The organism is Kitasatospora sp. NPDC036993 (assembly GCF_055607525.1).
The window spans coordinates 68,040-93,096 of record NZ_JBVJRP010000008.1 but is presented as its reverse complement, the minus strand read 5'-3'; the positions used below and the strand labels follow the sequence as shown (position 1 = coordinate 93,096).

18 protein-coding genes and 1 pseudogene are annotated in these 25,057 nt (G+C 71.7%); 7 read left to right on the top strand and 12 right to left on the bottom strand.

Features of this window, described 5'->3' with window-relative positions; all coding sequences use genetic code 11:
• Nucleotides 1-15: 15 nt before the first annotated feature.
• On the bottom strand, nucleotides 16-2,217 hold the full coding sequence (locus ACZ7C5_RS18575; protein ID WP_470323115.1) for an SAM-dependent methyltransferase: 2,202 nt from the start codon (nucleotides 2,215-2,217) through the stop codon (nucleotides 16-18).
• 331 nt (nucleotides 2,218-2,548) lie between these two features.
• Here ACZ7C5_RS18575 and ACZ7C5_RS18570 point away from each other — a divergent pair, with 331 nt between their 5' ends.
• Complete coding sequence (locus ACZ7C5_RS18570) at nucleotides 2,549-3,412, top strand: PIG-L family deacetylase (RefSeq protein ID WP_470323114.1); 864 nt, start codon at nucleotides 2,549-2,551, stop codon at nucleotides 3,410-3,412.
• 65 nt (nucleotides 3,413-3,477) lie between these two features.
• On the opposite strand, the gene ACZ7C5_RS18565 is transcribed toward ACZ7C5_RS18570, so the two are convergent.
• From ACZ7C5_RS18565 to ACZ7C5_RS18550, 4 genes are all read right to left on the bottom strand, one after another.
• Nucleotides 3,478-3,819, bottom strand: a complete 342-nt coding sequence (locus tag ACZ7C5_RS18565) for a hypothetical protein (RefSeq protein ID WP_470322982.1) — start codon at nucleotides 3,817-3,819, stop codon at nucleotides 3,478-3,480.
• Between the two features lie 131 nt (nucleotides 3,820-3,950).
• Nucleotides 3,951-4,775, bottom strand: a complete 825-nt coding sequence (locus tag ACZ7C5_RS18560) for a carbohydrate ABC transporter permease (protein WP_188301454.1) — start codon at nucleotides 4,773-4,775, stop codon at nucleotides 3,951-3,953.
• Nucleotides 4,772-5,689 (bottom strand): carbohydrate ABC transporter permease, encoded by a 918-nt coding sequence (locus ACZ7C5_RS18555; protein WP_470322981.1) that lies wholly within the window; start codon nucleotides 5,687-5,689, stop codon nucleotides 4,772-4,774. Before ACZ7C5_RS18555 ends, ACZ7C5_RS18560 begins: the two co-directional genes overlap by 4 nt.
• On the bottom strand, nucleotides 5,679-6,968 hold the full coding sequence (locus ACZ7C5_RS18550; RefSeq protein WP_470322980.1) for an extracellular solute-binding protein: 1,290 nt from the start codon (nucleotides 6,966-6,968) through the stop codon (nucleotides 5,679-5,681). Before ACZ7C5_RS18550 ends, ACZ7C5_RS18555 begins: the two co-directional genes overlap by 11 nt.
• A gap of 289 nt (nucleotides 6,969-7,257) precedes the next feature.
• On the opposite strand from ACZ7C5_RS18550, the gene ACZ7C5_RS18545 reads away from it, so the two are divergent.
• Nucleotides 7,258-7,974, top strand: a complete 717-nt coding sequence (locus ACZ7C5_RS18545) for a flavodoxin family protein (RefSeq protein ID WP_401082784.1) — start codon at nucleotides 7,258-7,260, stop codon at nucleotides 7,972-7,974.
• A gap of 471 nt (nucleotides 7,975-8,445) precedes the next feature.
• Here ACZ7C5_RS18545 and ACZ7C5_RS18540 read toward each other — a convergent pair whose 3' ends face one another.
• Nucleotides 8,446-9,114: a 5'-3' exonuclease H3TH domain-containing protein gene (locus ACZ7C5_RS18540; RefSeq protein ID WP_401082781.1), complete on the bottom strand. Its 669-nt coding sequence runs from the start codon at nucleotides 9,112-9,114 to the stop codon at nucleotides 8,446-8,448.
• An 80-nt stretch (nucleotides 9,115-9,194) separates the two neighbouring features.
• Between ACZ7C5_RS18540 and ACZ7C5_RS18535 the strand changes: the two are divergent.
• A pseudogene (locus ACZ7C5_RS18535) lies at nucleotides 9,195-9,350 on the top strand (DUF2637 domain-containing protein); the annotation flags it as partial.
• A 284-nt stretch (nucleotides 9,351-9,634) separates the two neighbouring features.
• On the opposite strand, the gene ACZ7C5_RS18530 reads toward ACZ7C5_RS18535, so the two are convergent.
• Complete coding sequence (locus ACZ7C5_RS18530) at nucleotides 9,635-11,077, bottom strand: endonuclease/exonuclease/phosphatase family protein (RefSeq protein ID WP_470322979.1); 1,443 nt, start codon at nucleotides 11,075-11,077, stop codon at nucleotides 9,635-9,637.
• A 404-nt stretch (nucleotides 11,078-11,481) separates the two neighbouring features.
• Nucleotides 11,482-12,783, bottom strand: coding sequence for an esterase/lipase family protein (locus ACZ7C5_RS18525; RefSeq protein ID WP_401082775.1), 1,302 nt, complete (start codon nucleotides 12,781-12,783; stop codon nucleotides 11,482-11,484).
• A gap of 254 nt (nucleotides 12,784-13,037) precedes the next feature.
• Between ACZ7C5_RS18525 and ACZ7C5_RS18520 the strand changes: the two genes are divergently transcribed.
• A complete protein-coding gene (locus tag ACZ7C5_RS18520; RefSeq protein ID WP_470322978.1) occupies nucleotides 13,038-14,141 on the top strand; it encodes a hypothetical protein in 1,104 nt (367 codons plus the stop codon).
• Nucleotides 14,142-14,491: 350 nt separating this feature from the next.
• Complete coding sequence (locus tag ACZ7C5_RS18515; RefSeq protein WP_401082769.1) at nucleotides 14,492-15,049, top strand: SMI1/KNR4 family protein; 558 nt, start codon at nucleotides 14,492-14,494, stop codon at nucleotides 15,047-15,049.
• Nucleotides 15,050-15,552: 503 nt separating this feature from the next.
• On the opposite strand, the gene ACZ7C5_RS18510 is transcribed toward ACZ7C5_RS18515, so the two are convergent.
• Nucleotides 15,553-16,440, bottom strand: coding sequence for a YhjD/YihY/BrkB family envelope integrity protein (locus ACZ7C5_RS18510; protein ID WP_470322977.1), 888 nt, complete (start codon nucleotides 16,438-16,440; stop codon nucleotides 15,553-15,555).
• A 466-nt stretch (nucleotides 16,441-16,906) separates the two neighbouring features.
• On the opposite strand from ACZ7C5_RS18510, the gene ACZ7C5_RS18505 reads away from it, so the two are divergent.
• Nucleotides 16,907-18,097, top strand: coding sequence for a hypothetical protein (locus tag ACZ7C5_RS18505; RefSeq protein WP_470322976.1), 1,191 nt, complete (start codon nucleotides 16,907-16,909; stop codon nucleotides 18,095-18,097).
• Between the two features lie 479 nt (nucleotides 18,098-18,576).
• Nucleotides 18,577-20,154, top strand: a complete 1,578-nt coding sequence (locus tag ACZ7C5_RS18500; protein ID WP_470322975.1) for an RICIN domain-containing protein — start codon at nucleotides 18,577-18,579, stop codon at nucleotides 20,152-20,154.
• 182 nt (nucleotides 20,155-20,336) lie between these two features.
• Here ACZ7C5_RS18500 and ACZ7C5_RS18495 read toward each other — a convergent pair whose 3' ends face one another.
• The 3 genes from ACZ7C5_RS18495 to ACZ7C5_RS18485 are packed head-to-tail and all read right to left on the bottom strand — an operon-like array spanning nucleotide 20,337 to nucleotide 25,004.
• Nucleotides 20,337-21,713, bottom strand: coding sequence for a hypothetical protein (locus tag ACZ7C5_RS18495; protein ID WP_470322974.1), 1,377 nt, complete (start codon nucleotides 21,711-21,713; stop codon nucleotides 20,337-20,339).
• 44 nt (nucleotides 21,714-21,757) lie between these two features.
• A complete protein-coding gene (locus tag ACZ7C5_RS18490; RefSeq protein ID WP_470322973.1) occupies nucleotides 21,758-23,620 on the bottom strand; it encodes a non-ribosomal peptide synthetase in 1,863 nt (620 codons plus the stop codon).
• A 34-nt stretch (nucleotides 23,621-23,654) separates the two neighbouring features.
• Nucleotides 23,655-25,004: a condensation domain-containing protein gene (locus tag ACZ7C5_RS18485; protein WP_401082753.1), complete on the bottom strand. Its 1,350-nt coding sequence runs from the start codon at nucleotides 25,002-25,004 to the stop codon at nucleotides 23,655-23,657.
• Nucleotides 25,005-25,057 lie beyond the last annotated feature (53 nt).

Sequence of the window (25,057 nt, the reverse complement as noted above, 5' to 3'; positions counted from 1 at the left end):
GCCTTCCCCGGTCGCCTACCGTCCGTCCTCCCGCAGGGCGCGCCGGACGGCCCGCAGGGCGGTGGCGGACTGCTCCCAGCCGTGCCACCAGAACAGCCCGCCGCGGTGGCTCGCCTCGGCGGCGAGCGCCGTCAGGTGGGCCCACGGGCCGGGCGGGATGCCGTACCGGGGCCGGGCGGCGAGCTCGCGGGCCGTCTCGGCGCCGACCGGGACCATGCCGAGCAGCGGGAACGGTGCGCCGTCCGTGGTCCGGCCGGTGCCGTGGAGCATCGGGTGCAGGGTGATCGGGTCGAGCAGCAGGGCGAGGTCGGCGGACGGCACGGGGGCGGGCCCCCGCCGCCAGCCGAGCCGTCGGCCGCTCTGCCCGGCCCCGGGGACGGCCCGGCCGTCCAGCGTGACGCCGTCCGCGGCGACCCGCAGTTCGGCGCCGTCCGGCCGCGCGGGCAGCCGCAGCCGGTACGTCCCGTAGAGGCACGGGGGGACGTCCGGCAGCCGCCGGGCGAAGGGGACGGTGACGCCGTCCACCTCGAAGCCCGCCGGTCCGATCAGCACCGCGGCGGTGGCCGGCTCGCCGTCGACGGTGACGCGCAGGCGCGGGGCCGAGCCGGGGGCGCCGGGTGCGACGTCCACGCGCACGCCCGAGCAGGCGTAGCCGCCGACCAGGCCGGCGAGCGGCGGCAGTTCGGGCAGCGGGTACTCGGTCAGGCGCACTCGGCGCCCTCCGACGGTGCCGACCAGCCGGCGCCGCCCGTCGCGGCCGGACTCCGGGCGCAGTTCGCCGTCGGCGGCGCCGTCCGCCGCGCGCCAGCGCAGCACGCCGTGCCCGTAGCGCGGGTCGGGGACCGGGCGGCCGTCGAGGTGGACCCGGTGCCGGGGCGGGTCGGTGGCGCGGCCCAGGACGTAGACGGAGAGGTCGCCGTCCGGTGTGCCGTACAGGCCGGTCCACGGGTACAGGGCGGCGGCGAGGACGGCGTCCAGGTCCCGCCGGACCGGCGGCGGGCCCGCCGCCCGCGACAGGCCGCGCGCCTCCGACGGGCGGGTGAGCAGGGTGCGCAGGCGCCGGGCCGCCTCCGGGCTCGGCTGCCGCCGGACACCGCGGGCGGCGGCCTGTACGGCCAGGTCCTCGCGCCGGGCCAGCAGAGCGCGTTCGGCCGGGCCGAGGCCGGCGGGCGGGTGGCCGGCGGCTCCGGGGCCTGTGGTTCCGTGATCGGCCGTTCCGTGGTCGGGTGTCCCGGGGCCGGGTGGGGCCCAGTCCGCCACGGCGGCCGCGGGGTCGCGGACGTAGTGCTCGCGCAGGGCGCTGTCCTCGCCGAGCGCGAGGACGAAGCGGGCGCCGGGGGTGTCCTCCTGCCAATGGAAGCCGGCCGGGACGCGGAAGTCGGCGAAGCCGTCGAGGGCGGCGAGTTCGCGCGGACCGTACGCGTCGATGACCCGCAGCGGGCCGTCGGGCGGGCGGACGGTCAGGCCGGGCGCGAGCAGGCCGAGGCGTTCGAGCACCTGAGGGTCGGCCGGGGCGGCGACGGCGGGCGGCAGGTACCAGGTGGAGGCGCTGGTGACCGTGTGCCGCACGGCCGGGTCGCGCAGGGCGGCGACGGTGTGGTGGTCCGTGACGGGGTCGAGGCCGGGGTAGCGGGCGCCGACGTAGTTGACCACGGGGTGGTCCGGCCCGTACACCTCCTCCAGCCGGTCCAGCAGCACGGGGAGATGGCGGTTGCCGAACCCGCCCCGCCGGTAGCCGAGTTCGCCGACGATGCCGACCTGCCAGAGCACCAGGTGCAGGCCCGGGTCGATGCGCCGGCCCCGGATCAGCAGGTCGGAGGCTTCGAAGGTCTGCATGCCGGGGGTGCTCGGGTCCACGCCGAGGTCGGCGCAGAGCACGTCCAGGGCGCTGATGCCGGGCCGCATCACGGCGCGGTGCCCCTCGCGCCGGGCGATCCGGACGGCGCGGTGGCTGGACAGGACGAAGATGCCAGGGTGTCCGTAGAAGACCGCCGCCACGCGCCGGCCGGCGCGGACGAAGTGCAGGACGGCCTCGGACATCTGGACGTACGTCAGGTAGCGGTCCTTGGCTTCGTCGTAGAGGACGCCGAGGTCGTAGGCGTCCGGCCGCCAGACGTTGATGCGGACGACCGTGGCGGGGTCGGCCACGCAGTGGAAGACGTGGTCCGCCTCCCGGAGCAGGCGCTCGTCCGCCCGGGTGAAGCCGGCCGCCTCGATGCCGGAGCCGAGGACGGCCTACCTCGCCGACGCCTACCCCGGGCCCGCGGGTGCCGGGATGCCCGCCGCCGAGGCGGTGCTGGTGCCCGAGGTCCTGCGGGCCGGAGCCGACGACTCGGACGGGCTGCGCAGCTTCGACACTCCCGGGGTCCACGGCGGCCGGCTGCTGAGCCGTATCGGGGCCGGTCTGCCCGTCACCTGGCCGCCGGGCGTCGCTGACCCGGCCCGGGCAGCCGCCACGGCGCCCGCCCTCGGACGGATACTGCGGGCGACCACCCGCCCCCGTGGCGCAGACTGGGGGCCGGCACTTATAGATCAGAGGATGGTATTCATGACTGACCGGCCCTTGACACTCATGGCAGTGCACGCTCACCCCGACGACGAGGCCACCGGGACCGGGGGAGTCCTCGCCCGGTACGCGGCGGAGGGCATCCGTACGGTCCTCGTCACGTGCACGGACGGTCGTTGCGGCGACGGGCCGGGCGGGGTCAAGCCGGGCGAACCCGGCCACGACCCGGCGGCCGTGGCCGCGATGCGCCGTCAGGAGCTCGAAGCCAGCTGCGAGGTGCTGAAGGTGAGCCACCTGGAGCTGCTGGAGTACGCCGACTCCGGAATGATGGGCTGGGAGAGCAACGACGCGCCCGGTTCGTTCTGGCGCACGCCCGTGGCGGACGGCGCCGCCCGCCTCGCCGAACTCATGCGGCAGTACCAGCCCGACGTGGTCGTCACCTACGACGAGAACGGGTTCTACGGCCACCCCGACCACATCCAGGCGCACCGCATCACGATGGCGGCGCTGGAGCTGACCGACGCGACGCCGAAGGTCTACTGGACGACGGCGCCGCACTCGGCGATGCGCCGGTTCGGCGAGGTCATGCGGGAGTTCGGCGCGGACTGGGAGGAGCCGGAGTCCGCGGAGGAGGGTTCCCCGGAGGCGGGCTCCGCGGCGGTGGACGCGATCCCGCCGATCGGACTGCCCGACGAGGAGGTCACCACCTGGGTGGACACCACCGAGTTCGGCGGCCTGAAGTTCGACGCCCTGGCGGCGCACGCCAGCCAGGGCGAGAACATCTTCTTCCTGAAGATGGGCAAGGAGCGGTTCACCGAACTGATGGGCGTGGAGACCTTCGTGCGAGTGCAGGACCCCACGGGGGCGGCCCTGCCGGAGAACGACCTCTTCGCCGGCCTGCGCTGAACCCCGGTGTGGTCCGCGCGGGTTCGCGCGGACCACACCGTCGGTGGCGCTCGCCCCGGTGCTCTTCAGCGGGTCCGCGCGCGGGCGGCTCCCGCCTGGCCGACCGGTGCCGTCGGCGCTTCCACCACGAGCTGGACGGGAGGGTCGAGCTGGACGCACCCCTGCGCGTCGAACTCGAAGTCCATCTGGGTGCTCTGCGGCGGGGTCATCAGCACCGGAGCCCCGGACACCGGGACTCCCGCGTCGGGCGGCTGCACGGTGTCGTCGCCGTCCAGCAGCAGGTCGACGTCCACATCGATGTCCAGGACGTCGTGCACGTCCAGAACATCCAGGACGTCCAGGACATCCGGGACGTCCAGAACATCAGGGACGTCCACGGACAGGCTGCTCGCGTTCAGGGTTGTCACGGCGGTCACTCGTCCCCTCGGAGCCACGGGCGGAGGCGAGGCCATGCTACTGAACGGCCGTGCGGCCGGACAGGGTCCTGGCGGCCGGCCAGGGTCCTCCGGCCGGCCGCCCACCCCTCCCGCGCCAGGGCTCAGCCCTTGACCGCGCCGACGGCGAGGCCTGAGGTGATCCTCCGCTGGACGATGAGGAAGAACACCACGACGGGCAGGGCGGTCAGCGTGGCACCCGCCATGAGGCCGCCGTAGTCGGTCCCGAAGCTGGTCTGGAAGGAGACCAGCCAGATGCTGACCGTCTGCTTGTCCGGGCTCGACAGCAGGACGTAGACGAGGACGTACTCGTTCCACGCCTGGACGAGCGCGAAGACGGAGGTGGCGACGATGCCGGGCGCGAGCAGGGGGAGCACGACCCGGCGGAACGCGCCGAGGCGACCGCAGCCGTCGACCATGGCCGCCTCCTCCAGCTCGACGGGGATCCCGACGATGAAGCCGCGCAGCATCCACACGGTGAACGGGAGAGTGAACACCAGGTAGGTGAGGATCACCCCGCTGAGGCTGTCCGTCATGTCGACGTCGTTCAGCAGCAGGTAGACCGGGATGATCAGGGCCGTCAGCGGGACCATCTGGACGATGAGGATCACCACGGCGAAGGCCTTGCGGCCCGCGAAGCGGAAGCGGGCGAGCGCGAAGGCGGCGAGCACGCCGACGACCAGGGACACCAGGACGGTGCCGAGGCCGATGACCACACTGGAGCGGACGTTGGCCCAGAACGTCTCGGAGCCCAGTGCCCTGGAGAAGTTGCCGAGCGTGGGCCGGCCCGGCCAGAACTGCGGTGGCAGCCTCAGGATCTCGGTGGCGGGCCGGAACGCGGTGAGCACCATCCAGTAGACCGGGAACCCGACCACCGCGGCGACGAGCAGCCCGAGCAGGTCGTGGCCCAGCGACCGCTTTCGTCTCATTCGACCTCTCCCGTCCTGAGCATCTGACGCAGGTACACGACCGATCCGGCGAGCAGCAGCACGACCGTCACGAGCGCGATCGCCGCCCCGGTGCTGTACCGGTTCACGGCGAACGACTCGATGAAGGAGTAGACGCCCAGCAGGTAGTACTCGCGCTCGGGCTGGCCGCCGCGCATGATCCAGATCTGGTTGAAGGTGCCGAAGTTCCAGATGGCCATCAGCGTCGTGACCATGAGCAGCACCGGCCTGATCGAGGGCAGGGTGATGTGCCGGAGGACCTGGAACGGCCGGGCGCCGTCGAGCACCGCGGACTCCTCCAGTTCGGGCGGCACTTGCGCCAGCGCGGCCCGCAGGGTGATGGCGGCGAACGGCAGCGAGCCCCACACCACGACGGCGACGATGACGGCGAAGCCCTGCAAGGGATCGGTGAACCAGTTGTGCCGGGCCAGGTCGACCCCGGGCAGCCGGGAGAGCAGCCAGTTCACCACCCCGTAGTCGGCGTCGAAGAGCCAGCGGAAGATCGCCCCGGCGACCATGACCGGCATCGCCCACACGGTGACCAGCACGCCCGACATGACGGCGCGCACCCACGGGGAGACGCGGTGCATCAGCAGCGCGGTCGCCGTCCCGCAGACCACGGTGAGGACGACGGACACCGCGGTGAACAGCACGGTGCGGAGCACCACCGTCCAGAAGAAGCCGTCACCGAGGATCCGGCGGAACTGGTCCAGCCCGGCCCAGGGCGGCGTCGAGCCGCTGAACAGCTGCTCGCGGGTCATGTCCTGGAAGGCGAGGACGACCATGTCCACGAGCGGGTAGCCCAGCACCAGGACGAGCGCGACGACGGCCGGGGCCATCAGCAGGTACGGCAGCAGCGTCGGAGGGCGCCGCCGCCGGACCCGGTCAGCGCTCATTGATCACTTCGTCGATCCGCCGGTCGGCCTCCCGCGCGGCGTCCTGGACCGACGCCTTGCCGTTCGCGATCCGTTCGAGCATCTCGGGCAGGACGTTGGACTTCTCCGCCGACGTCCAGCCGGGTGCGAACGGGGTCATCCAGCCTCCGGTCGCCGCGGCCTGGGCGGCCGGACCGTTGATGCCGCCGGCGGCGACCTCGGCCAGCTGGGTGGTGTTGTTGGGCAGGGTGTTCGCGGCGATCAGCGTCTTCTGCGACTCCCGGTCGGTGAACAGCTTGATCCAGTCGGCGGCCAGCTCCTTGCGCGTCGACTTGGCCGGCACGGCCAGGGTGGAGCCGCCGAGGAACGGGGGCAGGAGGTTCCCGGAAGGGCCGGGGAAGGGGAAGGTGGCGAACTTGCCCTTCAGCTTCGGGTCCCCGCCGGAGCGTTCGTCGGCGGCGGCGTCGGCCTCCCAGGTGTTGCCGTAGAACACACCCACGTGGCCCTGGCCGACGACGCCCGGCTGGTCGCCGTTGTCCTTCGCGCGGTCGCCGACGTAGTAGGTGTCGATCAGCCGCTTCCACTCGGTGAGCCCGGCGACGGACTTCGGCGAGGACAACGAGGCCTTCCAGCGGTCGCCCTCCTTCACGGCGATCTCGCCGCCGGCGTCCTTCACGAAGGCCATCGCCGCGTTCCAGTAGCGGCCGGGCAGGTAGAGGGCGGAGAAGTTCGGGTCCTCGGGGCCGTAGGCGGCCTTGAGGCGGTCGAACGCGGAGAGGAGCTCGGGGTACGTCTTCGGTGCGTCCGGCACACCGGCGCGGGCGAAGTAGTCGGTGCGGTAGACGCCGACCCTGGCCCCGACGTAGTAGGGCACGCAGTAGGTCTTGCCCTTGTCGCGGCACGCGTCGGCGAGCGCCGGGAGCCAGGCGTCCGACTGGTCGAAGCGGGCCGGGTCGACCGTGGCGAAGGCCCCGTTGACGATGTAGTTGGTGGTCTCGCTGTTGCCCATCTCCACCACGTCGGGCACGTTCTTCCCGGCGAGGACGGCATCCAGCTTCTGGTTCTTCGTCGGCCACTGCTGGTACTGGACCTCGACCTTGACCCCGGGGTGGGCCTTGGTGAAGCGGTCATTAGTGGACTGGACCAATTCCGGCCAACTCTCCTGGGCGTCGACGGCCAGCCACACCGTCAGTTTGCCGCCGCCCTCCGATCCGCCGCCCGAGCCGGAGCTGCACCCGGCCGCGGCCAGGGACAGGAACAACGTGAGGACCAAGGGGCGGTAGCGCATGCGAATGGCCACGGAATCTCCAAGTTCACTGTGGGGGTGTCTTTCTGACTACCCATCGGCTTCACGGTCCGAGCGGCGGCGCGGACATTCGGCCGGAAGGCGATGTCGGCGCCCGCGGAGGCCGCCGCGCCTCGGCCTCTCCGGGGTGGCGGCCGAAGGCCGGGTCTCCGCATCGTCCGGACAGCCGAACGGGGTCAGCCGGGAGGCCCAGCCTGACGCGCGCCGGCGGTGCCTGCCTGGTGGGCTGGGCGGGGGAGTCCGCCACCCGCCCGGCCTCCCGGACCACACGGAGGAGGAACCGGTGCCGGACCCGACGACGACGTACACCGACCTGAGCGCCCTGGTGATCAACTGCACCCTCAAGCGTTCCCCGGAACGCAGCCACACCCAGGGCCTGATCGACGTCAGCACCGGCGTCCTGGAGCGCCAGGGCGTCCAGGTCGCGGTGCTGCGCGCCGTCGACCTGGACATCGCCACCGGCGTGTGGCCGGACATGACCGAGCACGGCTGGGAGACCGACGACTGGCCGGTGATCTACTCCCAGGTGATGGCGGCCGACATCCTCACCCTCGCGGGCCCGGTCTGGCTGGGTGACAACTCCTCCGTCATGAAGAAGGTCATCGAGCGCTTGTACGCCTGCTCCTCGATCCTCAACTCGGAGGGCCAGTACGCCTATTACGGGCGGGTCGGGGGCTGTCTGATCACCGGGAACGAGGACGGTGCCAAGCACTGCGCCATGAACGTGCTCTACAGCCTCCAGCACCTTGGGTACACCGTCCCGCCCCAGGCGGACGCGGGCTGGGTCGGCGAGGCCGGCCCGGGGCCGTCCTACCTCGATCCCGGTTCCGGCGGTCCGGAGAACGACTTCACCAACCGCAACGCCACCTTCATGACCTGGAACCAGCTCCACCTGGCCCGCATGCTCAAGGACGCCGGCGGCATCCCGGCCTACGGCAACCAGCGCTCCGAGTGGGACGCGGGCTGCCGCTTCGACTTCGAGAACCCCGAACACCGCTGAGCCGTCGGCCATCTGTGCGAGGGGGCTGGAGTCCGGCGGGGTGCGGCTGATCGCCATGCCGGCCGGGGGAGCCGGCGCTGTGGCCCATGCCCGGTGGCCGGACGGGTCGGTGCGCCTCCCCGCCCCTGGTACTGCTGGTGTACTCGAGCAGGGGGGCGAGCAAGCTTCCGGGGAAGCCGGCACGGTGCGTGGCCGTTCTGTGGGGGCTCACCGGGGTTCGTACGATGTCCGGCTGAGCCTCCAATAGCAGCTCCGGCACGGTGGCGTGGTCGAGCCGGGAGACCTGGCGCAGCTCGGCACCGAGGACGGCCGCGCCCTTGCGGGCCTCGATGTCGCGGACCTCGTCGTGGTGCGGGACGAGGACGGTGACGGTGGCGCACCTGGCGTGCAGGGCGAGGGTGGCGCCGGCCCACAGTTCGGCGTCGTCGGGGTGCGCGAAGGCGGCCAGGACCGAGCCCGGTACGGCGCCGCTCACCACAGTCCCAGTTTCTCGACGACGTCGGCAGGCTTTGGCAGTTGGGGGCTGGCCTCGCCGCTGAGGGCGACGGGGACGTCGACGTGGCGGCGAACCGTGATCATCGATTCCCAGCGTAGGACGTCGGCCCAGGCGGTGGTGATCGCGGTGCCCTTGGCGCCGGTCAGGCGCCCGGATTCGGGCAGGTCGGGCAGCCGCATGCCGTCGTGCAGCAGGGTGGCGGCGACCTTCGGGCCGATGCCGCGGACGCCGGGGATGTTGTCGGACTTGTCGCCGGTCAGGGCGCGGAAGGCGGGCCACTGGGTGGGGGTGACGCCGTAGCGGGCGAGGACCTCGTCGGCGGTGATGATCCGCTGGGACGCCTTCCGGGAGCGGTTGAGGATGCGCACGCGGTCGTCGAGGAGGGCGGCCTCACCGAGGAGGAACGCGAACCCCCGCACGCCAAGATCAACGGCCGCCTCGACTACAGCCGCGTCAACGCGGTACTGGCCGGACGCGACATCTCCGTCACCAAGGCCGAGCGCCGCGCGATCGTCCTCGCCGGATACCGCCAGGACGTCCCGGTCGAGCGCCTCGCCTGGCTCCTCAAGATCACCCCGGAGCACGCCCTCAAGCTCTACCGCGAAACCCGCCGCGCGATCCGCCACCGGCAGATCGCCGAGCAAGCCGCCGCCCGCGCCGCCTCGACCGGCCACAGCGCCACCAGCACCGAGCAGCCGAACCGCGACGACTTCGGGACGGCCGCATGAGCACCACCACCGTGACCACCCCGACTACCGCCCACGTCACCGGCTGGGACCGCGCCGTCGTCATCGCCCTCGGCGCCTCCGGCTGCGCACTCAGCTTCTCCGCCCTCCAGCAGATGGCCGTCGCCATCCACGTCCGGGACTTCCTCACCTACCCGAGTGTGTACTCGACGACCCGGACCCGTTCCGGGTCCGCACGGTGTGATCTGCCCGGTTGGCGGGATGCGGCAGGTGGTTGTCGCCGGGCGGTCAGTGGCGGTGGGTCTGACGGATGACCTGTTGCGGAGATCCCCCGGATGCCGATGCGTCAGAGGCCGTAGGACTGACGAATGCTGCAACGTTACCTCGCCGGAGTGTCCCTCTGCTGCCCGTCGCCGCCCGCAGGTTCGGGTCGGAGACGGGCAGCAGAGGGGCCCAGGCGATGGGCGCCCGGCCGAGGCTAGGACATCTTCCTTACGGTGTAGGTGATCTCGATGTCGCCGCCGTACGCGCCGACGAGGGTGGCCGTCTGCCGCCCTTCCGGGTCTCCGTTGTGCCACCACGCTGTCCCGTAGGCGACAGTCTGGTTGCGGATGAAGCCGCCGTGTCCGTCCATGACGTCCGCGTGGACGGCGAACCCATGGTCGGAGCGGACGCGGCGGAGCCCCGACAGGGGGAAATCGGTGCCGACCTTCATGTAGCTGTCACCCTTGTACGGCTTGGTCCACACGGTCTGGTGGTCGCGCGTGGAGCCCGAGGCTCCGGTGACGGTGATCTCGCCGAAGTCCCAAGGATCGTAGGACGTTTTGTTGTCGCTGTAGTTGTAGCGCTTGAGGGTGGCCTTCTCAACGGTGAGTTCGTACCTGCCCGACGGCTCGGTCACGTCGCCGGCGACTACGGGGTAGTGGTCGCTGTAGTCGGAGTACGCGTAGTGGTGGTTTGCGGAGACCATCTCCCAGTTGTACTGGCCGGTGAGGGTCTTGTTGTTCCACACCGCGGGACGCGCGTGGTCCTTCCGAAGCAGGATGTCGTCGAGGTCCTGCGTCGGGGCGATGGGGTTGTTCGGGAAGTTCACCTGCCGGCCGTCGCGGTACTTGGCGATCGTGTTGTTCTGGGTGTCGTAGGAGTACGGCCACCCGAGGTTGTGGTCCGGTGCCTCGGCATGCAGCGCGCCGAGCATGCGGTGATACTCGGGCGAGTGCCGATCGACGTTCATGTCCCCGCTGAGCACGACCGTCTCGCTCTCGGGGATGTGCATCCCGCGGATGAAGGCGTCGATCTCGCTGAACTGCTTGTGCCGGATTTCCTCAGCGGCGCCCTTGGCGCAGTTCGTGTCGTCCGCCTGGGTGTGTGTGCCGATGACGTGGAGCCAGGTGCCGTGGAAGTTGATGCGGACGTAGGCGAACCCCTTTGCCGCGTGTTGGTCCGCCCCGCAAGGGCGCACCTTGTAGACGCGCGAGGCCATGTAGTCGATGGGGTGCTTGCTCGCGATGACGACGCCGCCGTTCTCCAGCCTCAAGGACCCCGGGCTGTTGTCGGACGAGTTCCAGCGGGGGTTGTCTCCGGGGCGGGTCCCGTCCGTGGCACCGACGATGGGGGTCCGGTAGGTGTATCCGTTGTTCTTCAAGGTATCGAACAGAATGCCTGCCGCGGGCTTCTGGTTTCTGAACACTTCCTCAAGGACGACGACGTCGTTGCCCTGCACGAAGTCGGCGTTCCCGATGCGCTTGGCCCGGTTCTCGTGGTCCCAGTCGCCGGCCACCGTCAGCAGCATGGTGTTGTAGTTGAGGATGCGCGGCTGCGGGGTGGCCGTGGCGGCGGGGGATGCGTGCGCGGCGGGCGTTCCCAGGGCCGCCGCCGTGGCAATCAGCCCGCCGGCGATCAGTGCTGCGAGGGTTCTCACTATCTCTCCTCAGAGTTGTGCAGGGCCGGTTCGCTGTGGTCTTCAGTCCTTCGGGACCTCCGTCGGCCGCTGCGCAGGGCTGGGGCGAAGCGCGAGGTCTTCCTGGCCGCGCTTCTTCGGTTCGGGGTTCGGATGATGCTTCGGAGTCGGCTCCATGACGTTCCCGCCGCCGGGAGAGCCGGCGTCCTCGGGGGTGTCCGGGGGCGGGCCCGAGGACGCCGGGCGGCCGTGGACGGCTCCGAGGACGGTCGTCCGTCGGAGCCGCCGCGAGGCGGTGTTCTCCGCTGCGGGCAGCCGGGTTTGAGAACCGGGGCAAGCCCGTAGGGCGGCGGGAGGAGCGGTGGGGCGGGCGGCGGGCCGGGACTGGGCCTGGGCTTGGGCGGGCTGGAGCCCGGTGAAGGACATTAGGCGATGATCATCGAAGGGGTTCGGGACTTGGCGTGGTGGACCTCCCACTCGTGACCCCACCAGGCATCGGCGTCGAAGGACCATTCCCCTGCCACCTTGGAGCCCGTGTCGGCGGAGGCAGTGTCGGTGCGGACCTGCAGCCACCGCTCGTACACGTTGGCCACCAGATGGGGGGAGTGCGCGGCCCAGACTCCGTTGCGCCACAGGATGCCCTTCGCCTTCACGTCGCAGTTGACGTCGAAGGACCCCGTGTAGTACCAGGGCGTACCGACGCGACCGTAGTACCCGCAGCCGCGGATCTGGAGCTCGGTGTAGACGGACTTGGTGCGGGAGTGCGGCGCGCCGGTTGCGACCACGCAGGACTGGGCGTGGGCGGAGACCCATCCGCCCGGCCTGACACCGGAGCCCTTGCCCCAGTGCTCGGTCAGGTCCCCGCACTGGACCTGGGCGGCCTTGGGCGTGTGGGCGCCGTTGGGGTCCGAGATCAAGCGCAGTGCCATGTCCACCGTCCAGTCATCACCCTGGATCTGGTCGTGGCCGACGCAGGGCGAGACGAGGTTGGCGGCGCCGCTGAGGACGCTGGTCCTGCCGGTGTACTTGGCAGAGCGCTCGCCGTCATCGTCCACCCCGTAGACCACCTTGTCGCAGGCGTAGGGGTACGGGGAGAGCGCCGCCTCAAGGGGCTCATCACCGACGTTCGACCGGAACGTCGCGTACTGGGTGCTCCCATACGTTTCCGGCTTGCCGTTCAGCCACTTGAGGAAGTCGGACTTCGCGCCCATCTCGGCAGCCTGGGTACCGCAGAGGCCGGGGCAGAGGTTCCCGAGCACGGTGCCGTGGTTGGGGGTCGCGAGGGTGACCAGGTGCGCCGTGGTGCTGGCGCCGCCGTTCACCAGGTAGGTGCGGGCGACCAGGCCGCCCATCGAGTGGGCGACGATGTCGATCTTCCCGTCGGGTGACTTGTCCACCAGGCCCTCATCCTGGATGAACTGGCGGAGCATGCCCGCGAGGGTCGCGATCGGCGTGCTGTCGTTGCCCGGTTTGCTCACTGAGCTGTAGTCGAACGGCCACAGCTCGCCCGCACCGTAGCCGAAGTCGGTACGGTCCATGGCCCTCTGCTCCATCGCGGACCAGGTGCGGGAGTCTCCGTGCCAGCCGTGGACGAAGACGATGGGACGGTGGGCGAGCTTGCGGGGCTCGCTTCCCGAAGCGGATGCAGCCGGGGCAAGCCCGAGAGAGACCGCGATCATCATGAACATGACGACCGCGAGCCGCGGCAGCGGCGATTTCGGTTTCATTCGTTCTCTCCACGTGGATGTAGGAGCGGCTCTCCTGAGGTGACCAGCGGACCGGCCTCAGGCCGGACGGGCGCCGTGACCCGACCTCCGGGTGGGCGCGGCACTCGACCGCTGGAGGTGACGACAAGTCAACCAGCGGCCGACGTGTCCGCACCAGGAAAAGTCGGGAGGGTTCGGGGGGTCGCCCCCGAAAACTCGGCCCCGGCTTGCGTGAATCCCGGTGCGGAACGTGCTCATGTCACTACACTGGGCGAGTGGATGGGAACGTGATTCTTCGAGCCCGCATGGCAGAACTCGGCTTGTCCGGCGTGGAATTGGCCGACGAGGTCAACGGCGCATACGAGGAGCTGACCGGCCGAATCGGGACGGTCTCCGAACGGACCGTCACCAACTGGACGACCGGACGCACGGGGTGGCCACCCTCCTTGTACCGTGCCTGTCTCCAGGCGGTCCTCGGTCGCCCCGCCGACCAACTGGGATTCATCCCCCGGGGAACCCGCCGCTCTCAGGACCTGTCAGAGCCCGCCGGCGTCCCCGCACCCAGCACCGGTACAGCCGCTGAACACCGCCCGGCCGGCCGCTGTCAGATCGGCATGGCGGACGTCGACCGGCTTGAGAGGAAGCCAATCGAGGTGATCGGCCCAAACCGCAGGTTCGGCACGGGCCAGGAGATCGAGCAGCGCGCCGCTGACCTCGCCCAGAGTGCCCTGGCGCTTCAGGAGCAGGGCAGCGCCGGCCAGAGAGTTCGCTCACGGCTCTTCGCCATCGCCTCGTCCCTGGTCTCGCGTGCGATGCTGACGGCCGTCTCCGCGCGTCACCTTGATGCAGCGCAGGCCCGCCTCGGCCTGGCGGTCACCCTGGCCGAGATGTCCGCCGACCCACCCACCAAATCCCAGGCCTGGACCCCTGTGGCGGAGGTCCACCGGCTGTTCGGTCGGCACAGCCTGGCGATGGCGGCGGAACAGGTCGCCTGGACCGGTAGCGCACGCGAAGACCCGCTCTACGCCTCGCCGGCCGCTTCCCGATTGGCCATCCATCATTCCAGCGTCGGCGAGGACGGCCTGATGCGCCAATGTCTCGACCGCGCCCGCACAGCTTGGGACCACCTCGATACGGGCCTGGACCGCCTGGCCTGGACCGCGGACTACGACCAGCCCGCCCGGGAGATGCTCGCCCTGATGGCCACCTACGAGGCCCGATTATGGGAGGACACCGAAGCCCACGCCCACCGCTTCCAGGTGCTCCGTCCTCCGGCTGTGACCCGCTGCCGCTGGATCACACTGGCCGGTCCGATCACTGCCCCGATCACCGCCCTCGTCCCGCAGGCCACCAAGGGCGCCAGCCGCATCTGCGGATAGCCCCCACCCCCGCCGTGGCATCGGTGCTTGGCGAACACCGCGAGGTTGGCCGGGGAGTCCGGTACCGGCAGTAACGTGCCGTCGACGGTCACGACCAGCAGGCCGCGCCAGAGCGCCTGGGCAGCCGTCGTGGGCACCGGGCCGCGGACCAGGTCAGCGCCTTCATCGGCGCGGCCCCAGACGCTGGCGGGCCGCACGGGCCGGCCCTCGAAGAGGACTTCGTTGCGGAGCCCATGTCCGTCATTGCCAGTGAGCCGAAGACGAGAAGGGTGGCACCAGGGTCAAGTCGCAGTGAGCCGTGCGCCGCAACCCTGCGCCCTTGTCAGAGCCGGGTGGTACCAATGGGCCGCATGGACACAGAGCACGCGGATCCCCGCGATCTTGCTGCGATTCGAGCAGCCGTCGACGCCGACGATGCCCGGGAGTCGGCGCTGGGTTGGGAGGCCGTGGGTGCCTTCGAGGCGGAGCACGGCGTGGTCCTGCCCGAGCCGTACCGGACGTTCGTTGCCGAGATCGCGGACGGCTCACGCTCCGGGCCACCGGACTTCGGGCTCGTGGGACTGGCGGAGATGCCCGGGGACTGGGGTGACGGCCGGCCGGAGCGTCACCTGAGCAGGCCCTTCCCGCTGACGTCGAGGTGGTTGTGGGAGGAGGATCCCAGGCCCTCCGAGGAGATCGACCCGATCCTCGAACAGGTCTTCAGCCACGGATCGATCGTGTTGGGTACCGACGGCTGCGGGATGTACTGGCACCTCATCGTCACGGGTCCGCACCGGGGGCACGTGTGGAACATCAGCGGGGAAGGCGCGGTTCCCTTCGGCTCGGAGTTCGGTTTCACGACGGCCGAGTCGGGCTTCGCAGGCTGGGTGAAACACTGGTCCGCCAGGAAGCCGTGGTTCGACGCGTGAGTGAGGGCGCTGTGCGGCTCCCACTCGGTCCGGTCGAGGAAAGCTCGGCCCGGGCGCCGACGACGGTCCGGCCCCCCCGGGGAACCGGAGGGCCGGGCGGGGGTCAGTCGTCGATGCCGAAGTGCCGGCCGAGGTACTCGATGATCTCGACGGCGTGCGGCAGGAGTTCGGGCAGTTCGGTGGCGAGCACCTGCCGGGTGGCGGCGGACAGCGCGCCGGTGCTGGTGGCGGCCGGGCGGACGTACGGTTCGAGGCGGTGGATCAGTTCGTAGTTGCTGTCGATGTCCCGGCTGACGAAGGTGGCCCGGTGCAGGACCCGTCAGCGTTCCGAGGGGGCCGCCAGGGGCCTCGAACCCTGAACTCACGGATGGAAAGAGCAACGCGGACCGTGATCCGACGGGATGGGGCGTGCTACTCACGACGCCCGGCGACGCGTGCGCGACCGCGTCGGCGACGAGTGCCGAGGAACCGAGGAGGAGCCGGTCCGTTCCGGGGCCCTGCCGTCATTCCTCGTCCGCCGGGGCCGGGTTCGGAGTCCCCAGCAGCCGGGCCAGTCGGCCCTGGCCCGCGACCACGTACCCGATGCCGATCCCGAGCGTGATGGCCGTGAACATCACGATGAGCCAGCTGAGCAGGGTGAACACCAGGCCGAGCGGGCCGAACTGCGCCACGCTGCGGTTCAGCGAGCGGGGGATGTAGAGCCGCGATCCCCAGGCGAGCGCCGTCAGCGCGGCACTGGTCAGCACGGCCCCGGGGAGCAGGGGAAGCCAGGGGACCCGGCCACCGAGCAGGAGGTGCTGCGTCCACCACCAGAGAAGAGTGGCCGTGACGAGGTAGAGGATGACCCCGAGGCCGTCCCCCACACCGAATCCGGTCCGGACCTGCCCCTGGACGGTCAGGGCGACGATCCACACCAGCAGCCAGGCGAGCCATCGCCACGCCGCCAGGCGCCCTGCCAGATGGGGCAGGTGCCAGCTCCGTTCGCACAGACGCTGCAGGACACGGCTGCAACTCGTGGCCGAGAGCAGGGTCACCAGGATTCCGACGACGCCGAAGGCATCGGTGGTGGTGTTCTGGCCGCTCTGGAGCACCTGTCGGATCTCGTCGATCGAGGCACCGTGGAGGCCCAGGACGGTACGAAGGGAATCCGAGACGCTGCTGCGCACCTCCTGCGGCATGAAAGCGGCCAGTACGAACAGCACCGGGAGGGCGGTCAGGAACACCTGCGCCGCGAGACGGGTGGCGGTGTCCAGCACATGGATGTGGATCAGCTGCGCCGCGAACCGGCGCGGGAACGGGGCGTCGCGCAGCGTCGCCGTCCGCCCCCGCAGCCAGGCGGATCTGGCACGGATCCAGTGAGCGCGGCTGGGCTGACCACGCTGTTCCGCCACTCCGTCCTCCCTCCGACGTCGGCACTCCGTCCGCCGCTGGGGTCCGTCGCCGGCGCGGGCACCCGGGATTCCGTCCAAGCCTGGGCGACGGGATGGTGTGCGGCATCCCGGGAGGACCGCCGTTCGGCGCAACGGACGGAGAGCCGGGCCGCGCCGGCGGGACGGTCCGGTCGCGGGAGAGCACACCGGTCGCGGGAGAGCACACCGGCCGCGGCCGCACGGGAGCGCGCGGTCCGTCGGCCTCGCCTCGTCCGGACGGACCACCCCGGGGTGCCGGTGGCCGGGCTCTACGGGGCAATGGTGGTCAGCGGTGCCACGGCCGCGCGGAGAGCTGGGAGTTCCGATGACCGAGCCGCCGGGGCCTCCCTCCGCGCGGGGGACGGACGAGGCGGGGAACGGAGGCTCGTCCGCGGGGACCGGACGCCCCGCCAAGGCCGGGCGGATCATCGCGAGCACAGCCTCGGCCGTGCTGATCACACTGACCTGCGTCCTGGTGCCGGTGTCGCTGCTCACCGTCTGGGTGCACGACATCGCGCTGGACACCGACCGGTACGTCGCCACGGTCGCTCCGCTGGCGACCGACCCCGCCGTTCAGGACGCCGCGGTCAACCGGCTCACCCAGGCGGTGGACGTGAAGGTGGACGGCCCGGCGGTCGCGTCCGACCTGGCCGCCTGGCTTCAGTCGCAGGGCCTGCCGCCCAGGGCCGCCTCCGCGGTCAAGGCACTCGGGCCGAAACTGGACGACGCCGTCGACCAGGTGATCGCCAGGGCCGCGGCGGAGTTCGTGCGCAGCGACGCGTTCGCGACGGTGTGGACGCAGGCCAACCGCTTCGCCCACGCGGCCGTGGTGCACGCCCTCACCGGTCACGGCCGGGGTGCGGTCGGCGTCGCCGACGGCACGGTCACCCTCGACATCGGGACGGCCGTCGACCGGCTGAAGGACGAGCTGGTGGCCGCGGGGGTGTCCCCGGCCGCGAGGATCCCGGACGTGAACAAGCAGATGGTGCTCTTCCAGTCCGACGAGCTGGCCGAGATCCGCGGTGCCGCGCACGCGCTCGACGTGGCCGGCAACCGGATCCCCGTCCTCACCGTGCTGCTCGGCGCGATCGGCGTCCTGCCGGCGCGGCGCAAGCGCCGGGCCCTGGTGACCACCGCCCTCGGTGCGGCCGGCGCCTGCCTGCTGGTGGCCATCGCCCTGGTGATCGTCCGGCACCACTATCTCGACCGTCTGTCCCCGGCCGTGCAGTCTCCGGCCGCGGCTGCGGCGATCTTCGACACGCTGCTCCGCTTCCTGCGGACCAGCCTGCGCACCGCGATCGTCCTGGGCGTGCTCGTGGCGCTCGGCGGCTACCTCTCCGGCACCGGACGGTTCCCCCGCGCCGTCCGCGCGCGGGCGGACGGCGTCGCCGACTCCGCCGCGCGCTGGGGCGACGCGCACGGGGTGCGCACCGGACGGGCCGGCACCTGGACCGAGGCCCACCGCCGCTGGTTCGTCCTCGCGGCGGTGCTGGTCCTGGCCCTGGTGTTCGCACTGTGGAACCACCCGACCGTGCTGACCGTACTGCTGCTCGTCCTGGTGCTCCTCGCGGTGCTCGTCGTCGTGGCACTGCTCGCCGCGTCCGGACGGGTGGGCGGCAGGCGCGGGACCGGCGAGTGAGGCCGGGTGGGCCGGTGCGGCGGCGGCCGGTGTCACGGCCGCATACGCGCTCGGCTCGCGACGGCCGACGGGCAGCGGCAACCGCTCGTGAGCCATTTGCGAAATGGCGATGCGTCAATTCGTGATGCAGGAAGGGTTGTTGGCTTGAAGCGCCACCGGCGCATGACCGGAACCAGTCAAAGCGTGGCCGGTTGTGACCGCTGAGCGGGGAAAAACGGAATACGACACTCCCTTCGTGACTGAGCTGTGTAGATTCCTGCTCGGTTCGGGCGACGGCGCAAGCCGCCACCCGCCCACGGGAGTTCATTCACAACCGGCGCGGACGGCGCCTCGCAAGCCGCACCCGCCTCCCGTACGCCCTACCGCGAGCGGAACCGTGCACCGACCATGGGCACGCGAACCCGTGACCGACCGCCGCCGAACGCCCGCATCCGTGTCGATGCCCGGTCGCGGCCGGCGGCCTCACCGAGAGGACCTCGATGGCCATACCCCTGCGCACCCGCCTGACCCGACGGCTCGCCGCCCTCGGCACGGCGCTGCTCGCCGTGCTCGCCGTCGTCCCGCTCGCGGCGGCCCCCGCCTCGGCGGTCGCCGCGAGCCCGATCTGCCTGAGCGGCACCTTCCAGTACGACTACCAGAACGCGGAGGAGGGCCCGGCCAAGCCCACCCGGACCAAGCCCGTCCGCAACGCCAACGTCCAGCTGTGGGGCACCGAGAAGGCCGGCGACACCCCGCACGCGCTCGGCGGCTACGACCTCACCGCCGTGTCCGACGGCGGTTTCACCCTCTGCTACACCCCCACGACCACCACGACGATGAACAGCATGTGGGTGCGGTTCTCCTCCGAGAGCACCAGGATGTGGAGGGTCCTGACCCCGGACGTGCCCGCCTCCCGGTACACCGTCGACTCGCCGGTCCAGCAGAACCTCTCTGCGAGCGCGTCCCTCGGCGTCATCAAGCCCCCGGCCCAGACCTCCCGGGCCTGGCACGTCCTCGACACCCTCAACCTCCTGTGGTGGGGCCGCAACAACCCGGTCAGCGACTGCTGGAGCGCCCGCGAGCCGAACAGCAGCTCCTGTACCGAGCTCACCGTCTTCTGGGCCCCCGGCATGACCAGGGGACCGGTGTACGACCTCGACAACACCATCACCCTCCCCGACGCCGACCCCGACTCCGAGCACATCATCCTGCACGAGGGCGGCCACTTCCTGATGGACCGCCTCTACGGCGGCATACCGCCCGAGGGCATCTGCGCCCCGACGTACATCTGGGCGGCCGGCAACCGCTCCTGCGCCTGGGTCGAGGGCTTCGCCAACGCCGTCGCCGCCTACCTGCTCGGCGACAACCGCTACGTGTGGTCGAACGGGAACAGCACCGAATTCACCTACGGCAGCGGCTGGGACAGCGGCGACGCGGTCTCCGGCAACGTCGCCGGTTCCCTGCTCGACCTGTGGCGGAAGGTCGACCAGGGCTGGCAGGGGACCGCCAAGGTGATGCTCGACCACACGTCGTCCACGTTCGCCGACTACTACAAGACCGTCCGCCCCGCCGCCGTCCCGCCCCTCGCCACCACCGGCGCGGCGCTCGACCTGCTGGCCAAGCACACCATCTACTACGGGCCCCTGCCCGTCGGCGACGGCCGGCCCCACTTCCTCTCCAACGGTGGCAACCTCGTGCTGTCGCACCAGGGCGGCGGTTGCATGGTGCTCCCCAACAGCTACGCCTCCATCTACGACAAGAGCCCGTCCGACCTCGGGCAGCAGTGGCGGCTGGACGCCAACGCGGACGGCACGGTGCGCATCCACGACGGCTGCAACCCCTCCCTCTCCCTGACGTCCAGCGGCTACCCGAGCTACCGGGTCACGGTGAAGCCGTCCGACCCGCAGTCCGCGTCCCAGAAGTGGCGGGTCGCCCGGAACGACGACGGCAGCCTGAAGATCACCGACCCGAACACCGGCTACGTCCTCGACACCCCCGGCAACCAGTCCGGCATGGGCGCGACGCTCACGGCGCCCTCCGCGACCAGCGCCACCCAGCGCTGGACCACCCGCGACTGACCCGACGTCCACCGCTCGCGGCGCGGACCGGGAAACGTGCCGGGACACGCGCAGAGACCGCTCGGGCCACCAGCGCCGGGCGGTCTCTGCTGTTCGGACGGACCCATGCGCTCGACGGCCCACCGCACGGCTCCGAGCCGGAGCCGTGCGGTGGGCCTCGGCGACCTCGCCACCGGAGCCGGCTACTCGCCGGTGCGCTCGCGGGGTGGCAGCTCGTACAGTCCGGTGCCGCCGTGTGCTCCGGTGGCGACGTTGACCACGCCGACGTTGGCTTCCAGGCGGGTGCCGCGGGCCATGATGCCGGCGAAGCCGCGCGCCATGGTGAACACGCCCCAGACCGTCAGCCATGGCTGCAACGTGCCGTCTTCGTCCGGGAACAGTTCGGTGACCGGGCGGATCCGGCGTTGCAGGATGGAGGGCGTGCCGAGCAGGGCGGCGTCGAGGTGAGCGGCCCAGCTCTCCTCGGTCACGTCCTCGCCGAGGACGACACCGCTGCCGCCGTGCAGGACCGTCGGCTTGAGGACGAGGTCGTGCCGGTCGGCCCGGGCGTAGTCGAGCAGGTCCACCGTCCGTCCGCTCTCCAGCGTCACCGTGCCGGGCTGGACGGTTCGGGTCCACGGCAGGATGCGGTCGAACGCCGCCAGCTCCCCGGCGCTGAACAGGTGCCGGTTGTTCTCGTCCGAGAGCATCGCGAGTGTGGCCTTGCTGGCGTAGAGCTCCGCGTCCAGCGGGACGAACAGCTTCACCTGGCCGGCCGCGGCGGCGCGGACGACCCGGTCCATCAGCGCCGGGGCTTCGGGGGATTCGAGCAGGTCCTCGGCGAGGAAGATCCGGTGGATGACGTCCACGGCCCGGTCGCCGAGCCAGACCCGGCCGTCGCGGTAGTCGAGCTGGCCGATGTGGCAGGGGTGCGCGTCGGCGCCCAGGGCCTGGAGATGGGCGCAGAACTCCTTCAGGAAGGCGCCCCAGCCGCTCAGGTAGCTGCTCGGCCAGTCGGCGACCGCGATGACCGGCCGGGCCTCCGGGGCGAACCCGGTGGCGGCGTACATGGTGTGCAGCAGTTCCCTGGCGGTGTCGGCGAAACCGAGGCCGTGCCGGGCGGCGAAGTCGGCGAGGAGCGGGTGCTCCAGCAGGGCCTGGGCCATCACGCCGTTGTCCATGCCGCCGAGCGAACTGGTCACGTTGACTTCCACGACCTTGAATCCGCTGTCGTCGACGCACAGGTCCGTACGGGCCATGCGGGTCGCGGCGGCGCCCTGGCTGCGCAGGATCACCTCGATCTGGGTCTCGGTCATGCCGACGGCACGGGCGAACGCGCCGAGGTCGCCGTCGAAGAGCCGGTCGGGCAGGCTGAACAGCGCGGTGCGGAGCGTTTCCAGGTCTTCCGTCAGCTGCTCGCGCTCTTCGTGGCCGAGGAAGAGCGGGCGGGGCAGGAAGCGGTTCCGGTAGTAGGTGGTGAGCAGGGTGTCGTGCTGCGCACGACCGAGCAGTTCGGCCGCGGTGGGCGCGCTTTCGCTCAGTTCGGCCAGATACCGCTCGGTCAGGGTGGGGCGGTCCATGGAAGTCCTCTCAGGGGGCGCGTGGGCGGTCGTGGCGGGAGTGTTCAGCCGCGCGCCGACGCCGTGAGGCGGGTGGCGACCAGGGCGGCCAGGGCTGCCAGGTCGGGCTGGCGCATGACCTCCGCGGCCTTGACCCGGATCGGGTAGGTGCTTTCGATCAGCGCGAGCAGGCGGGCGACGGCCAGTGAAGTCCCGCCGGATTCGGTGAAGTTGTCGGCGATCGTGAGGTCGGGCTGGTCGAGCAGCCGGCGGCAGGCCGCGAGCAGGAACGCTTCGGGGTCCTCGGCCTGCGGGGTCTGCGGGGTCTGCGGGGTCTGCGGGGTCGGCGCCGCCCCGGGTGCGGTGGACGCCGCGGGGGCGGCCTGCCGGGTGAGCAGTGCGCGGTCGACCTTGCCGTTGGCGTTCAGCGGGAAGGCGTCGACGAAGCGGACCACGGCGGGCACCGCCTGCTTCGGCACCCGGGCGCGGGCGGCGGCCAGCACGGCGTCCTCGTCGGCCCGCGCCCCTTCGGCGAGCAGGAGGAAGGCGGCCAGCCGCAGACCGCCGCCGGTGCCCTGGTAGGGGACCACGACGGCGTGCCGGACCGAGTCGTGGGTCTCCAGGGCGGCCTCGACCTCGGCCGGTTCGATCCGCGCGCCGCTGATCTTCACCTGGTCGTCCGTCCGGCCGAGGAATTCCAGCGTTCCGTCGGCGCGCATCACCGCCTTGTCGCCGGTCCGGTAGACGCGGTCCACGTACGGTTGGCCCGCGGGGGCCGGCACGAAGCGTTCGGCGGTCCGCTGCGGGTCCACGTAGCCGAGCGCCAGGCCCGCACCGCCGATCCGGACCTCTCCGGCCCGTCCTCGGGGCAGGACCCGGCCGTCCTCGTCGGTGATGAAGACGGTGTAGCCGGTCAGCGGCTGTCCGATCGGCACGACGGCGGTCGGGTCGTCGCTCCGGGGACGCACGCGGTGGGTGGTGGTGAGCACGCAGGCCTCGGCGGGACCGTACACGTTGTGCACGACCGCCGCGCACTGCTCGGGCGGCCGCACCCGCATCCGGTCGCCGCCCACCAGGATGTGGCGCAGGGCCAGGCCGGCGGGCCACGGCTGGGTGAAGGCGAGTTCGGCGAGCGGGGTCGGCAGCAGGCAGTGGGTGAGGCCCGACTCCCGCCACCACTGGAACAGTTCGGCCATCGAGCCGCGGGCGTCCTCGGGCGCGACGTACAGGGTGGCGCCCGACGACAACGCCTCCCACAGCTCCTTGAGGTGCGCGTCGAAGGTGGTGCCGACGAAGAGGCCCACCCGGGACTCGGGGCCGATCTCGAGCCGGTCGCAGGTCCAGCGGACCAGGTTGGCGATCGCGTCCTGCGGCAGCAGTGCGATCTTGGGCCTGCCGGTGCTGCCCGAGGTGGTGACGGCGCAGAAGGCATCGCTGGGCGCACCGTCGGCCCGTCCGCCGTGCCGAGCGACGGTGAGCCCGTCCACCGCGTCGTCCGGCGCGACGGTCCAGCCGGGTGGCGGCGGCGTCGTGCCGTCGGTGAGCAGGCAGTTGATGCCGGCGTCCTCGGTGATCGACTCCACCCGCTCGGCCCCCGGCCGCGCGCCGAGGGAGAGGTAGACCGCGCCGATCCTGGCCAGCGCGACCGCCGCGGCCACCAGCGGTGCGGAGCGTTCCAGGCAGACTCCCACCAGCCGGCCGCGGGCGACCCGGCCGCCGAGGGCCCGCACGATCCGGGCGGCGGCCTGGTCGAGCTCGCGGTAGCTCCAGGTGGTGGTGCCGTCCACGACGGCCGGGGCGTCGGGCTGCTTGGCCAGCCAGCTGTCGAACCACTCGAGTGGTCCCGCCCCCGGTGCGGGGGCGGGCGCGGGCTCACCTCCCCAGGCGATGCCGGGCAGCTGATGGGCGGTCGGTTCGTGGGAGGTCATCCGGTCTCCTCGGTTCATGGTGTGGGCGGTGGGGTCAGGCGTTGGCTGCTGCGGTGAGTGCCGCGAGGCCGGTCGCGGTGTCGGCGAGGTAGGCCTCCAGCAGCGCGGTGAACTGTCGCTGCAGTCCGGCGATCCGGGCGCGGTCGTACACGTCGGTGGCGAAGTCCCAGATCAGCAGCATGCCGCCGGGGCCCGAGCGGGCGTTGACGGTCCGGCGGGAGTCGGGGACCAGCACCACGTCGAGGGCGAAGCGGGAGGTGCCGGTGTTGAACGCCTCGTGGACGGACACGTCGAGGTCCAGCCCCTCGACGTGCGGGACCGGCGCGTCATGCGCGCTGAACATGACGTGGAACAGCGGGTTGTCCAGGCCGGTGCCGGAGTGTTCTCCGAGTTCCCGGGCCAGGTCCTGGACCGGGACGCCCTGGTGCGGCAGCGAGCGGATCAGGACCTCGGTGACCTCGTCGACCGCGTCCAGCGCACTGCCGTCGGGCTCCAGGCGGATGCGCAGCGGGATGGTGTTGACGAACATCCCGACGCACTCCTGGAAGCCGGGCGGGCGGTTGCCCACCGCGCTGCCGATCACCAGGTCGGACCGGCCGCTCTCGCGGCGCAGCAGCTCCGCGAAGAGGGTGAGCAGGACCGAGAACGGGGTGTGCCCGTGGCGGTGGGCGGCTGTCCGCAGGCGCTCGGCCGGCCCGGGCTCCAGCAGTTGACGCAGTTGGTCGCCGTGCGGGACGTCGCGGACCCGTCCCGGGTCCAGGCCGGGCAGCGGCAGGTCGAAGGCCGCGCCGTCGAGGGCGCCCCGCCAGTACGCCACGGCTCCGTCCCGGTGGCCCGGTCGCTCCTCGGCGGCCACCGACCGGCGGACGTGCTCGAGGTAGGAGCGGGGCTCGGGCAGGTCGGCCGGGATGCCCTGGGCCAGCGCGCGGTAGGTGGTGAACAGGTCGCGCAGGACCAGGCCGAAGGACCAGCCGTCGTGCACCAGGTGGTGCTCGGTGTGAAGCAGCCGGTGGTGCTCCTCGGCCAGCCTGATCAGGGTCCACCGCACCATGGGCGCCTCGGCGGTGTCGAAGGGCTCGTCGTGCTGCTCGCGCCACAGGTCCTCGAAGGCCGCCTCGGGGTCCTCGCCACCGGTCAGGTCCACGGTGCGGTAGCGCGGTGCGCAGGCGGCGTTCACCCGCTGCTTCGGTGGGAAGTCCTCGGGATCGAGTTCGAGGCGGAACGCCTCGTGGCGGGCGAGCACGGTCGCCAGGCTCTGCCGCAGGGCCGGCTCGTCCAGCGGGCCGCGCAGGTCGAGGGAGGCGGTGAAGTTGTAGGCGCGGCTCTCGGGGAAGAGTTCCTCGTGCAGCCAGACGATCTCCTGGGAACGGGAGAGGTTGAACATCGCTGCGGCCCTTTCCGGGTCGGTGGTCGTTCGGTGAGCGGGGCTGGTGGCCG

Coding starts and splice junctions, on each gene's coding strand:
- ACZ7C5_RS18525 (WP_401082775.1), bottom strand. CDS start 12,783: ATGAAACCGAAATCGCCGCTGCCGCGGCTCGCGGTCGTCATGTTCATG.
- ACZ7C5_RS18500 (WP_470322975.1), top strand. CDS start 18,577: ATGGCCATACCCCTGCGCACCCGCCTGACCCGACGGCTCGCCGCCCTC.
- ACZ7C5_RS18560 (WP_188301454.1), bottom strand. CDS start 4,775: ATGAGACGAAAGCGGTCGCTGGGCCACGACCTGCTCGGGCTGCTCGTC.
- ACZ7C5_RS18495 (WP_470322974.1), bottom strand. CDS start 21,713: ATGGACCGCCCCACCCTGACCGAGCGGTATCTGGCCGAACTGAGCGAA.
- ACZ7C5_RS18555 (WP_470322981.1), bottom strand. CDS start 5,689: ATGAGCGCTGACCGGGTCCGGCGGCGGCGCCCTCCGACGCTGCTGCCG.
- ACZ7C5_RS18570 (WP_470323114.1), top strand. CDS start 2,549: ATGACTGACCGGCCCTTGACACTCATGGCAGTGCACGCTCACCCCGAC.
- ACZ7C5_RS18515 (WP_401082769.1), top strand. CDS start 14,492: ATGGACACAGAGCACGCGGATCCCCGCGATCTTGCTGCGATTCGAGCA.
- ACZ7C5_RS18485 (WP_401082753.1), bottom strand. CDS start 25,004: ATGTTCAACCTCTCCCGTTCCCAGGAGATCGTCTGGCTGCACGAGGAA.
- ACZ7C5_RS18490 (WP_470322973.1), bottom strand. CDS start 23,620: ATGACCTCCCACGAACCGACCGCCCATCAGCTGCCCGGCATCGCCTGG.